Raw genomic sequence first — 11,899 nt, forward strand, 5'->3', positions numbered from 1 at the left:
CGGTCGCGCGTTCCGGCCGTGCCGGACGGCACGGGGAGGACAGAGGGACATGGTCAGGCAACTGGACCGCCAGCTTGGTTTTCTGGTGAGCGTGAATGCGCTCATCATTCTGGCGGCGCTCGTCCTGGTCGGGACATCCTTCACCGGGCTGTTCAATCTGCAATCCATGGGCGCACAGGTTCCTGAACTCGGGCTCCTGGCGCTCGGCGTGGCCCTTGCCATGATTTCGGGGAATGGCGGCATCGACCTGTCGGGCATCGCGCTGGCCAATCTTTCGGGCGTCATCGCCGTGCTTCTGACGCCCTATGTCGCAACCGCCGATGCCGCCCCGCTCGCCTATACGCTGACCTTCGCCGCCATTGCGCTCCTGACCGGGCTGGCGGGCGGCGCGGTCAATGGCTGCCTGATCGGCTTTGCCGGGCTGACGCCCATCATCGCGACGCTCGGCACGCAGCTCCTGTTCACCGGCCTTGCGGTGGGCCTGACGGGCGGCTCGGCCCAGCCGCTCGGCTTCATCCTGCCGATGGACGATTTCGGAAACATGCCCTATCTCGGCGTGCCGCTGCCCTTCGCGCTCTTTATCGGCCTGGCGGCCATACTGGCGCTGGTGCTGCGCTTCACGGGCTTCGGCAAGCGCCTGTTCCTGATGGGCAGCAACCCGACGGCGGCCTTCTTTGCCGGCATCCCGGTCAAGCGCATGCTCTTCGTCACCTACATGCTGTCGGGCGTGCTCGCCTCCGTCGCCGGTTTCGTGATCGCGGCCCGCACATCCAGCGTGAAGTGGGATTACGGAACGTCCTACGTCCTGATCGCCATACTGACGGTGGTGATGGCGGGCGTGCGGCCATCCGGCGGTTACGGACGCATCCTGTGCGTCGTCCTGTCGGCCATCGCGCTGCAGATGCTCTCCAGCCTCTTCAACTTCATGAACATCTCGAACTTCTTCCGCGACTGCGCCTGGGGGCTTTTGCTCATCCTGTTCCTGGCGACGTCGCGCATCGACCTGCAGCCCTATCTCAGGGCGCGGAACTGACACAGCCCTGCTCGCGCCGTCCCTCGCGCGGGCAGTCGGATCGACCGGGGGACATGTGGAGGATTGATGAGAATGCGCAAGATTTCTGCCCTTCTGGCGACAGTCGCCCTCGGCACGCTGGCCGCAACGCCGCTCGCCGCGCAGACGCAACCGAGCATCGTGACCGTGGTCAAGGTGACGGGCGAGAACTGGTTCACCCGCATGGAGGAAGGCGTCAAAGCCTATGGTGACGAGCATTCCGACGTGACGACGCGCCAGGTCGGCCCGGCCAAGGCGGACGCCGCGCAGCAGGCGGCCATCGTCCAAGACCTGGTGGCGCAGGGTGTCGGCGCCATCGCCATCGTCCCAATGGACCCCTCCTCGCTCGAGGGCGTGTTGCGGCGCGCGCAGCAGCGCGGCATCAAGGTCATCACGCACGAGGCGGACAATCTGCAGAACACGCAGGTCGACCTCGAAGCCTTCGACAATGCCGCCTTCGGCGCGCATTTCAACGAACAGCTTGCGGAGTGCATGGGCGGGGAAGGCAAGTGGACCTCCTTCGTCGGCTCGCTCGGCAGCCTGACCCACGTGCAATGGGCCGATGGCGGCGCGGAGAATGCCAAGAAGCACAGCGGCATGGAGCTCGTTTCGCCCAAGAACGAATCCTTCAACGATGCCAACCGCGCCTATGAGCTGGCGCGTGAGATCCTGCGCGCTCACCCGGACATCAAGGGCTTCCAGGGCGGTTCGGCCATCGACGTGATCGGCATCGGCCGCGCGGTGGAGGAAGCCGGCCTGTCGGACAAGATCTGCGTCTACGGCCTCGGCCTGCCGCGCGACACCGGGCCGTATCTGGAGTCCGGCGCGGTGGACGGCATCGCCTTCTGGGATCCGAAGGATGCCGGCTATGTCATGAACATCCTGGCGCACAAGGTGCTGAACGGCGAAGAGATCACCGACGGGATGGACCTCGGCGTTCCAGGCTACGAGAAGGTCAGCGTCACGAAGGGCCCCGGCGACGGAGTGATCGTGCGCGGCCAGGCCTGGGTCGACGTGACCAAGGAAAACTACAAGGACTACCCGTTCTGATCGCCTGACTGGCAGGGTGCCGCGCGACATGTCGGCGCGGCACCCTGCAACCCGCCCCCCCAACCCGCAGGCGGCCGCGACCTCCGCGCCCCGAAGAATGGATCGAGACGCCTTGCAACACGGCACGGCCCCGCAGACGGCACCCTTCCTGGAGGTGCGGAACCTGCACAAGCGCTATGGCGGCGTACACGCGCTGCGCGGCGTCAGCTTCCGCATCGAGCGCGGGCAGACCTATCATCTGCTCGGCGAGAACGGCTGCGGGAAATCCACCCTCATCAAGATCCTGTCCGGCGCCCAGCCCGCCACCGAAGGCGAAATCCTGATCGATGGCGTGCCGCGGACCGATCTCGACCCCATCCGCGCGCTGCAGGCCGGCATCGAGACGGTCTATCAGGACCTGTCGCTGCTCCCCAACCTGACGGTAGAGGAAAATGTCGGCCTGGCGCGCCAGCTGGTGGAGGGTGACGGCCGCCTGTTCCGCCCGGTTGCGAGCGGCCGCCTGCGCAGCACCGCGCGCGATGCGCTGGCCCGCGTCGGCCTGCCGACCGAGACGAGCTTCCTGACCCGCCGCATCGAGGATCTGCCCATCGCCACCCGGCAGCTCGTCGCCATTTCGCGCGCCATTGCCGGCCGCGCGGGGCTGGTCATCATGGACGAGCCGACCACCTCGCTCACGCGCAAGGAGGTGGAGAACCTCGTCGATGTCGTCCGCACGTTGCATGCGGACGGCGTGTCCGTGCTGTTCGTGACCCACAAGCTGGATGAGTGCAAGGCCATCGGCGGCACCGCCATCGTCATGCGCGATGGCCAGATGATCCGGCAATGCGACATTGCCGAGCCAACCAAGCGCGAGCTCGGCCAGTGGATGACGGGCCGCGACCTGGAGGAAGGCCGCTACCGCCATGCGCCCAAACTTGGCGGCCCACTTCTTGAGGTCGACCGACTGGAGCAGCCCGGCCGCTTTGCCGACATATCCTTTCAGGTGGCGGCGGGCGAGATTTTCGGCATTACGGGCCTGCTCGATTCAGGCCGCAACGAAGTGGCCCTGGCATTGGCGGGCGTCGCGCCGGCCGCGTCGGGCACGATCCGGCTGGGCGGTTCGGCCCTTGCCATCGCCTCCCCCGGAGATGCCAATGCCGCCGGCATCGGCTACGTGCCGGAAGACCGCCTGACCGAAGGCCTGTTCCTGGAAAAGTCCATCGAGGACAATGTCGTGTTGGCGATCCTGAAATCGCTGCGCAACCGGTTCGGCCTTGTCGACCGGGCGCGCAGCGCCAGCGTCGCCTCCGGCTTGATGCAGGACTTGAAGGTCGTCGCGCCCAATATCGCAGCGCCGGTGCAGTCGCTCTCCGGCGGCAACCAGCAGCGCGTGCTGATCGGCAGATGGCTGGCCATCGCGCCGCGGCTCCTGATCCTGCACGGCCCGACCGTGGGCGTGGATGTCGGCTCCAAGGATACGATCTTCCGCATCATCCAGAAGCTTGCGGATGAGGGAATGGCCGTGATCCTGATCAGCGACGACCTGCCGGAGCTTCTGCAGAACTGCGACCGGATCTGCGTCATGCAGAAAGGCCGGATGGTGGCGTGCGAGGACGCGACGCGCCTGACCGAAAATACGCTTTACGACATGATGGGAGCCGCGCTTCGCATCGGCCAGACGGCAAGGACGGACATATGAGCGACGTTTCCGTACAGAACGGGCGCGCAACGACGCCCGGAGCGGGCCGGCGGACCTTGAGTTTCTTCCGGCGGCGCCCCGAAGCCTTTGCGGCCGTCTTGATCGTCCTGATCTGCCTTGCGGTCGGCCTTGCCAACCCGGCCTTCTGGCAGTTGGCCAACCTGTTCGACATTCTGCGCGCGTCGGTCGTGCGTGGGCTCTTTGCGCTCGGGGTTCTCGTCGTGCTCGCGGCCGGCGGCCTCGACGTGTCCTTTTCCGCCATCGCGGCCTTCGTCATGTATGCCGTCACCAAAGTGGTGACGATCTATGCGCCCGATACGGGCATGGCGCTGATCTTCCTGTCGGCGGCGATGGGCGGCGCGCTGCTCGGCACCATCAACGGCCTGCTCGTCAACAGCCTGAAGGCCCCTTCGCTCATCGTGACGATCGGCACGCAATATGCCTTTCGCGGCTTCCTGCTGACCTTCATCGGGACAGCGCTCTTCATGAACATTCCGCCGGCCATGGACCGTTTCGGGCAGATCAGCCTGATGACGCGGACGGCAGAGAACGGCTTCACGGTACAGCTTCCGGCTTTCGTCCTGGTGCTGGCCGTCGCCGCCCTCATCACCTGGGCCATGCTGCGCTTCACCATCATCGGCCGGGCCATCTATGCGGTGGGCGGGCGACCGGACATTGCCGAGCGGCTCGGCTACCGCGTCGCCCGGGTGCAGCTCTTCGTCTTCGCCTGGGCCGGCATGCTGGCGGGGATCGCCGGCATCATCCATGTGTCGAGCAACCGGCTGGCCAATCCCTTCGATCTGGCCGGCATCGAATTGTCGGTGATCGCCGCCGTCATCCTGGGCGGGGCGCGGATTACGGGCGGCTCGGGCACCGTCGTCGGAACGCTGCTGGGTGTCCTTCTGATCACCCTCGTCAGCAACGTCCTGATCCTGGTCGGCATACCGAGCAGCTGGCAGACGGCGATTTTGGGCCTCTTCATCCTGACGGCGGGTGTCTTCTCCGTCCTGCAGCGCAAGGGTGCGTGAGGGGCCGGCCACGCTTGGGCGCCGCCGGCCATAAGGGTCAGCCTTCGTGCGGTGCCTTCACGAGCTCGGCCTCGATCAAGCCTGACAGATCCGTCACCGGGATGTTGTGACGTGCGTTGAATGTTCCGGCCTTCTCCCAGGAAACGCCCCGGCCGATGGCGAAGGCGGCGCGATACTTGCGCATCATGTTGGTCGGATCGCTCGCCAGCTCCTCCATCAGGAAGGGAACCGTCCATACGGACCGCGCGAAGGGGTGCCCCAGCGCCTGTTCCAGCTTGTCGGCCACCTCACCATAGGTGACGGTATCGCCGGCCAGGAAGACGATCTCGTTGGCGATGGTGGGCTCGAAGAACACGATCTCTGCGGTCAAGGCGCCGATGTCGTCCGGTGTCGTCAGCGTCACGGCATTGTCGAGGCTGCCGAGGGCATGGACCTCGCGCTTCTGAAGGTCGACCACGCCGAACTCCGGCTCGAACAGATAGCTCATGAACATTCCGGTGGAAATGATGACCCATTCGGTCCGGTCCTGCGCGCGCAGCAACGCCCGCACATCGAGCTGGGCGTCGAAGATATCCTGCGGGCCGCCACGGCCGATCGCCTCGAAATCGACGCCGAACTGCCATGGGAAGTAGCGCGGAATGCCGGATTGCAGAGCGGCCCTGGCAAGCTTCATCGGCGTGTCGATGCCCGCCGCGTAACCCGCGCAGCCGATCACCGTGTCGTAGCGGGAAAAGACGGCGGCCAGCTCATCGATCGAACTTTGGACGAGGTCGCCCAGCACGATCTCGATCCCTGCATCGCGGATTTCGGCGATGTCGCGCTGCTTGGCCGGATCGACGGACCTGACGGCGCTGTCACGCAGCAGAACGCTGATCCTGGCGCCGTCGATCTGCTTGGCGCGGCGCGCAAGATTGCGCAGGACCGGCATGCCCAGTTCGCCCGCGCCCAGCACAAGGATATTGCGCGACGCGACCTTGCGGAGTGTATCATTCATAGCTCGACCTCGTTTCAATGCGATTGCCGCTCCCATTTGGCAATTCGTGGATAAGCTCGAAAGAAGGGCACATGGGTGATACTGCGGTTTCGACACTGAGCCGGGACGACGTCCTTACCTATTCACAGACGGTGTGCGACGGGCTGCGGGACGATGACGACGGCGTGCGCCGCGAAGTGCTGGCCCATGCGGGCAACCGCTGGTCGCTCGGCGTGATCCACACGCTCGGCATGTATGGGCAATTGCGTCATGCGGAGATCGGCCGCCGCATGCACGGCATCACGCAGCGGATGCTGACACGCACCCTTCGCCATCTGGAGCGTGATGGGCTCGTCCTGCGCTACGACTTCGAGGAGACGGTCCCGCACGTGGAATACGCCCTGTCCGAAACGGGCCTGGAATTCCTCGTGCGGATGGTCCCGCTCTGGACATGGATCGTGGCAAATTCCGACGGCTTCCGCCAGGCGAGGCAGAGCTTCGACCAGGGCGATGCCGGTCAGGAAGCCTCCCCCCGGCCGTAGCCGGCGACGGCCGGACGCCGGCCCGTCAGCACCCGCAATCGCACCCCCAGTTCAGGCGCTTGGACGTCTTGCCGACGCCGGGGTTGAAGCTGTTGGTCGGGTCGAGCTCACGATAGAAGGCGGCGAGCGCTTCGTCGGCGGCATAGAGGTGGCCGACATTGTGCTCGGCAGGGTATTTGGCGCCCCGTTCCGTCAACAGGGCCAGGATGGCATCCTTGACGGCATCACAATCCTCGCCCTTGCGCACAAGATATTCCTGGTGGAGCACGTGGCACAGGAAGTGGCCGCAATACATCTTGAACTCGAGCTTCTCCTCGATCTTACGCGGCAGCACTTCCAGCCAATCGACGGCATTGCGCGGCAGGGCAATATCGAGCGCCACGATGTCTTCCACCGTTCTGGGATGCACGGACCGGTAGCGCACGATGGCGCCGCCAACGGCAAAGCGCGTCAGGAACGCGGCCTGCGCCTCCGTCTCGTTGCATTCGAAGACATCGCCATCGGCTGACGGGAAACGCTCCGCGAAATAGCGTGACGCTTCCGCCACGCCTTCATCGCCCACTTTCAAAAGAAGATGGTGGGGATATCTCGCCCGGAACGCCTCCATGCGCGGCGGCAGGTGATTGGGGAGCACATCGCTGATCCATTGCAGGATCCTGTCCGAGACGGCGGTCCCGAGGCCGAGCCGGGCTGTCACGGCATCGAAGCGGCCCTTCCAGGCATAGGCCTTGGGCACATGGCGCGCGCCGAAGGTGCGGATGAAGAGAAACAGGTCCTTGCCGTAACGCCGGCTCGCATCATAGGCCGTCTCGTGCATGTATTCGCCCGCAATGGGCAGGTGCTCGAAGCGCGTCAGTATATCGGCGCGGATGGCGGCGAGTTCCGCCGGATCGCGGCTGCCGACATAGAAGACGCGCGTCTTGCGATCTGCCGCGAATGTGTCGAGCCGCAGCGCGAAGACGGCCAGGTGCCCGGCCGAGCCGGACGCCTCGTAGAGACGCCGCGGATCGGCATTGTAGCGGGCTGGGCTGGCGGCGGTGACGTCGCGGACGTGCTGGGCATATTCGCGGTCCGAGCCCCAGCGCCCGCCCGCATCGCTCACCCGGTCCTCTGGTATCCGCCCCGCGTCGAGGGCTTTCAGCATCTCTTCCGGCGTATCGCCCAACGCGATGCCGAGATTGTTGACAAGTTCCAGCGTGCCGTCCGGCGCCACGCGCGCATAGAGTGCCATCTGCGTGAAGGCGGGGCCGCGGCGCACCAGGGCGCCGCCCGAATTGTTGCAGATGCCGCCGGTGACCGTGGCGCCGATGCAGGTGGAGCCGATCACCGAATGGGGCTCGCGGCCGATGGGTGCGAGCGCGGCTTCCAGCCGCTCCAGCGTCACGCCGGGCTGGCACACGACCTCCTCGCCCGAGCGGATCAACGACAGATGGTTCAGGCGCAGCGTGCTGACGATGACGACGGGCCGGTCGTAGCCTTCCGCCTGCGGCGTCGAGCCGCCGGTCAGTCCGGTGTTGGCCGCCTGGAAAATGACGATGTGCCGCGCCTCCACGATGAGCTTCAGGGCCGACCACATTTCGAGGAGCGTTCCGGGACGGACGACGGCCACTGCCGCTCCCCCGCCATAACGGTAGCCGCGCCGGAAACGGCGTGTCGCCACCTCCCCTGTCAGGACGTGGCGGGGTCCGACGACGGAGCGGAGCGCATCGACGAGCATGCTGGACATGATGGAATGTTGAACCTGTGCGGTGTGAACGATTATAGCAAAACTACGCCCTACGCCCTTGCACGGTCAAGTTGGATACCGGGCGGCGGGCGCTTGCGTGCGAAAATCCCCTTTGCTAGTAGTATCACTACATTTCGGAGGACAGAATCATGCTCAACCCAGTGGACAGTCCAGTTCCCGGCAGACTTACGGGCGTCCTGTTCATCGATGGGGCGTTCCGGCCCGGGAAGGGCGCCGCCGTTCCCGTCGTCAATCCCGCGACGGGCCAGGAGGTCGGCACGATCCCGGCCACCGAGGTGGACGAGTTGAATGAGGCCGTCGATGCGGCGCGGCGGGCTTTTACGTCTTGGTCGCGGCTGAATGCGCGCAAGCGCGCGGATGCGCTGCACCGGCTGGGCGATGCGATCGCCAGGGATGCCGATGCCATGGCGCGGATCATGACGGCCGAGCAGGGTAAGCCGCTCAACGAAGCGCGCGGCGAGATCCTGAAGCTGGCCGATGCCTGCCACTTCTATGCCGAGGAAGCCACGCGCGTGCATGGCGAGGTCGTGCCCAACGACCAGAACGGCTATCAGAGCCTCGTCCTGCGCGAACCCATCGGCGTCGTCGGTGCGATCACGCCGTGGAACTACCCGGCGGAACTCGTCGGCTGGAAGCTCTGTGCCAGCCTTGCCGCCGGCTGCACCATCATCATCAAGCCGGCCGAGCTGACACCCTTTACGGCGCTCGCCATCGCCGAGAAGACGCTGGAGGCCGGCATACCGGCCGGTGTCGTCAATGTGGTGACGGGAAAAGGCTCCAAAGTCGGTCAGGCCATGGTCGAGCATCCCGGCGTCGACAAGATCGCCTTCACGGGGTCGAGCGCCGTGGGCCTGCACATTCAGCAAAGCTGCCCGCAGGTGAAGCGCCTGTCGCTCGAACTCGGCGGCAACTGCCCGATGATCGTGACGCAGAGCGCCGATCTGGCGCTGGCCGTCAAGGGCGCCGCCCGCCGTGGCTTCCGGAATGCGGGTCAGATCTGCATTGCGGTCAACCGCATCTATGTCGCCCGCCCGCTCTATGAGGATTTCGTGCGCGAGCTCGGTGCCACGGCCGACCGGCTGACCGTCGCCAACGGGCTGGAGACGCCGGACGCCGATCTTGGCGCCATGGCGTCCGGGGAGCCGCTCGGCAAGACGCAGGACCATATCCGCGACGCCCTCGCCAAGGGTGCGCGGCTGGTGGCCGGCGGCGCTGCGCCCGAGGGCGAAGCCTATCGCGACGGCTTCTTCTTCCGACCGACGGTTGTCGCGGACTGCACCCACGACATGAAGGTCATGACGGAAGAGACCTTCGGCCCGCTGGTCGGGGTCATGCCCTTCGACACGCTGGACGAAGCGGTCGCGCTTGCCAACGACACGCCCTATGGCCTCGCCTCCTACCTCTATGCGCGCGACATGGTCGATATTCAGGCCGTGTCCTCCGGGCTCGACTACGGCAATGTCGCCATCAACAATGTCGATGCGGGCATCATGAACGCGCCCTATGGCGGGCGCAAGCAGAGCGGCATCGGCTACGAGCACGGGCGCGAGGGCTTGCTGGAGTATTTCAACTTCAAGCATGTCCGCCTGTTCCACGGCGTCGGCGTCTGACCCATGACGCAGGCGCTCCTCGGCATCGATATCGGCACCTCCGGCTGCAAGGCCCTCGTCCTTAAGCTTGACGGCACGCCCATCGCCTCGGCGACGGCAACCTATCCGCTGGACCGGCCCCGGCCGGGCTGGACGGAACAGGACCCGGCGCTGTGGGTGGACGGCGCGCGCAAGGCCGTGGCAGAGGCGCTTGCAGCCGCCGGCCCGCTCGAGATCCTGTGCATCGGCCTGTCGGGGCAAATGCATGGGCTGGTGGCGCTCGATGCCGGCCACAAGGTGCTGCGCCCTGCCATCCTGTGGAACGATCAGCGCAACGGCGCGCAATGCGCGACCATCACGGAGCGGGCCGGCGGGTTGGAGGCGCTGCTCGGCGCCACCAACAACCGGATGCTGATCGGCTATACGGGCGGCAAGATCCTGTGGATGCGCCAGAACGAGCCCGAACTCTTCGCGCGGATGACGTGCTTCCTGAACCCGAAAGACTATCTGCGCCTCGTCCTGTCGGGCGAAGTTGCCACGGAGGTGTCCGACGCCTCCGGGACGGGCCTGTTCGATACGCGCCGGCGTATCTGGGCGCGTGAACTGACGGAGCGGATCGGCCTCGATCCCGCGCTTCTGCCGCCCTGCTTTGAATCCAGCACCATCTCCGCCCGGGTCAGCGCCACCGGCGCCGGCCTGTTCGGACTGCCGGAGGGCACGCCCATCGCCGGTGGCGGCGGCGACAGCGTCATTCAGACGATCGGCTCGGGCGTGATCGCCCCCGGCGAACTTCAGACCACGATCGGCACGGCCGGCATTCTGGCGGCGGCACTCGACGCGCCGGTCGACAATCCGGATGGGCGCCTGCAGGTCTTCTGCAACGTGGCGCCGGACAAGTGGCACTGCATGGGCGTTTCGCTCAATGCGGGCGGCGCCATGTCCTGGCTGCGCGACACGCTGTGGGCCGATGGCGCACCCGATTACGAGCGTATCGTCGCAGAAGCCGCCGCCAGCCCGGCCGGCGCACGGGGGCTTCTCTTCCTGCCTTATCTCTATGGCGAGCGGTGCCCGCACCCCGACCCGGCCGCCCGCGCGGCCTTTGTGGGCCTGACGGCGCGCCATGGCCGGGCGGACATGATCCGCAGCGTCATGGAGGGCGTCGCCTTCGCCTTTGCCGACATGCACCGCCTGATGGAGCCGCTCGGCATACCGGCCCGGCTGGTCAAGGCCTCGGGCGGTGGCGCGCGTGCGCCGCTGTGGCGCCAGATGCAGGCCGATCTCTTCGGATGCGACGTCGTCACCACGCAAGGCGCCGCGGAAGGCGCGGCCTATGGCGCGGCGCTGGTGGCCGGGCTCGGCGTCGGCGTCTGGCCGGATGCCGACAAGGCGGCCGCCGCGTGCCGGCCCCTCACCCGCGAGCACCCGGACGGCCCGACGGGCGAGCGGATGCAGGCGATGCTGGAACTCTATCGTGGCCTCTACCCGGCCTTGTCACGGAGTTTCGACGCGCTCGCGGCCATGGACATGCAAGCGTGACCCGGGAAGCCAAGGAGCAGATCATGACCGCGACGGTTTACAGCGCCCTCATCTTCGATCTGGACGGCACGCTGATCGACAGCGCCCCGGATATTGCCCGTGCGGTCAATGCCTGCTTCGCTGCACGGGGATGGCCGCAGCTCGAGGTTTCCTATGTGGAGGCCTATATCGGCAACGGTCCGCGCCGGCTGATCGCCGATATCCTCGTCGACCAGGGGCTGCCGTCCGATCCGGCGACGGTGGATGCAGCGATGGCAGGCTATCTGGATGCCTATCGCCAGGACCCTGCCGGGCAATGCCGTCTCTTCGATCATGTCCGCGAGGATCTGGCGGCATTGCACGGAGCGGGGATCCGGCTCGGCATCTGCACCAACAAGCCGCATGAACTGACCGGCCGCATTCTCGACCTTTTGGACCTGTCCCGCTATTTCGATGTCGCGCTCGGCGCCGATGCCGTCCCCGCCTGCAAGCCCGATCCGGCCCATCTTCTGGCGGTGGCGGAGGCGATGGGCCTGGCGCCCGGCAGCTACGCCTATGTCGGCGATACGCGCGTCGACCAGGCGACGGCACGCGCTGCGGGCGTTCCCTTCTTCGTGGTGCCGTGGGGGACGGGGCCAGGCGTCGAGGTGCCGGCGGAAAACCGCCTGTCGCGGCTGGCGGACCTGACCCCGCCTGCCATCATAGCCGCACAGTAACCGGCAAAGG

10 protein-coding genes are annotated in these 11,899 nt (G+C 66.4%); 8 read left to right on the forward strand and 2 right to left on the reverse strand.

What is annotated here, in order from left to right; translation table 11 throughout:
* Positions 1-49: 49 nt before the first annotated feature.
* The 4 genes from AUL30_RS03045 (at position 50) to AUL30_RS03060 (ending at position 4,807) form a co-directional block, all read left to right on the forward strand.
* Positions 50-1,033 (forward strand): ABC transporter permease, encoded by a 984-nt coding sequence (locus tag AUL30_RS03045; RefSeq protein ID WP_062226332.1) that lies wholly within the window; start codon positions 50-52, stop codon positions 1,031-1,033.
* 72 nt (positions 1,034-1,105) lie between these two features.
* A complete protein-coding gene (locus tag AUL30_RS03050) occupies positions 1,106-2,101 on the forward strand; it encodes a substrate-binding domain-containing protein (RefSeq protein ID WP_062226333.1) in 996 nt (331 codons plus the stop codon).
* A gap of 97 nt (positions 2,102-2,198) precedes the next feature.
* A complete protein-coding gene (locus tag AUL30_RS03055; protein WP_062226334.1) occupies positions 2,199-3,779 on the forward strand; it encodes a sugar ABC transporter ATP-binding protein in 1,581 nt (526 codons plus the stop codon).
* Entirely contained in the window at positions 3,776-4,807 is a 1,032-nt protein-coding gene (locus tag AUL30_RS03060; RefSeq protein ID WP_062226335.1) for an ABC transporter permease, read from the forward strand. The genes AUL30_RS03055 and AUL30_RS03060 overlap by 4 nt, the downstream gene beginning before the upstream one ends.
* 37 nt (positions 4,808-4,844) lie before the next feature.
* Here the strand turns inward: AUL30_RS03060 and AUL30_RS03065 are convergent, their stop codons facing one another.
* A complete protein-coding gene (locus tag AUL30_RS03065) occupies positions 4,845-5,801 on the reverse strand; it encodes an aromatic alcohol reductase (RefSeq protein ID WP_062226336.1) in 957 nt (318 codons plus the stop codon).
* A gap of 71 nt (positions 5,802-5,872) precedes the next feature.
* Here AUL30_RS03065 and AUL30_RS03070 point away from each other — a divergent pair, with 71 nt between their 5' ends.
* Positions 5,873-6,322, forward strand: a complete 450-nt coding sequence (locus AUL30_RS03070) for a winged helix-turn-helix transcriptional regulator (protein WP_244490689.1) — start codon at positions 5,873-5,875, stop codon at positions 6,320-6,322.
* Positions 6,323-6,347: 25 nt separating this feature from the next.
* Here AUL30_RS03070 and dld read toward each other — a convergent pair whose 3' ends face one another.
* Complete coding sequence (dld, locus tag AUL30_RS03075; protein WP_062226337.1) at positions 6,348-8,048, reverse strand: D-lactate dehydrogenase; 1,701 nt, start codon at positions 8,046-8,048, stop codon at positions 6,348-6,350.
* A 149-nt stretch (positions 8,049-8,197) separates the two neighbouring features.
* Between dld and AUL30_RS03080 the strand changes: the two genes are divergently transcribed.
* The 3 genes from AUL30_RS03080 to gph are packed head-to-tail and all read left to right on the forward strand — an operon-like array spanning position 8,198 to position 11,889.
* A complete protein-coding gene (locus AUL30_RS03080) occupies positions 8,198-9,679 on the forward strand; it encodes an aldehyde dehydrogenase family protein (RefSeq protein ID WP_062226338.1) in 1,482 nt (493 codons plus the stop codon).
* Positions 9,680-9,682: 3 nt separating this feature from the next.
* Entirely contained in the window at positions 9,683-11,194 is a 1,512-nt protein-coding gene (xylB, locus tag AUL30_RS03085; protein ID WP_062226339.1) for a xylulokinase, read from the forward strand.
* Positions 11,195-11,217: 23 nt separating this feature from the next.
* Positions 11,218-11,889, forward strand: a complete 672-nt coding sequence (gene gph / locus AUL30_RS03090) for a phosphoglycolate phosphatase (protein ID WP_062226532.1) — start codon at positions 11,218-11,220, stop codon at positions 11,887-11,889.
* Positions 11,890-11,899: the final 10 nt, after the last annotated feature.

Origin of the sequence: Aureimonas frigidaquae, from assembly GCF_001463905.1 — a bacterium.
GTDB lineage: Bacteria > Pseudomonadota > Alphaproteobacteria > Rhizobiales > Rhizobiaceae > Aureimonas > Aureimonas frigidaquae.

Bases quoted from the DNA above. Each gene is read 5' to 3' on its own strand.
- AUL30_RS03045 (WP_062226332.1), top strand. From the start codon at position 50: ATGGTCAGGCAACTGGACCGCCAGCTTGGTTTTCTGGTGAGCGTGAAT.
- AUL30_RS03050 (WP_062226333.1), top strand. From the start codon at position 1,106: ATGCGCAAGATTTCTGCCCTTCTGGCGACAGTCGCCCTCGGCACGCTG.
- AUL30_RS03055 (WP_062226334.1), top strand. From the start codon at position 2,199: ATGGATCGAGACGCCTTGCAACACGGCACGGCCCCGCAGACGGCACCC.
- AUL30_RS03060 (WP_062226335.1), top strand. From the start codon at position 3,776: ATGAGCGACGTTTCCGTACAGAACGGGCGCGCAACGACGCCCGGAGCG.
- AUL30_RS03065 (WP_062226336.1), bottom strand. From the start codon at position 5,801: ATGAATGATACACTCCGCAAGGTCGCGTCGCGCAATATCCTTGTGCTG.
- AUL30_RS03070 (WP_244490689.1), top strand. From the start codon at position 5,873: ATGGGTGATACTGCGGTTTCGACACTGAGCCGGGACGACGTCCTTACC.
- dld (WP_062226337.1), bottom strand. From the start codon at position 8,048: ATGTCCAGCATGCTCGTCGATGCGCTCCGCTCCGTCGTCGGACCCCGC.
- AUL30_RS03080 (WP_062226338.1), top strand. From the start codon at position 8,198: ATGCTCAACCCAGTGGACAGTCCAGTTCCCGGCAGACTTACGGGCGTC.
- xylB (WP_062226339.1), top strand. From the start codon at position 9,683: ATGACGCAGGCGCTCCTCGGCATCGATATCGGCACCTCCGGCTGCAAG.
- gph (WP_062226532.1), top strand. From the start codon at position 11,218: ATGACCGCGACGGTTTACAGCGCCCTCATCTTCGATCTGGACGGCACG.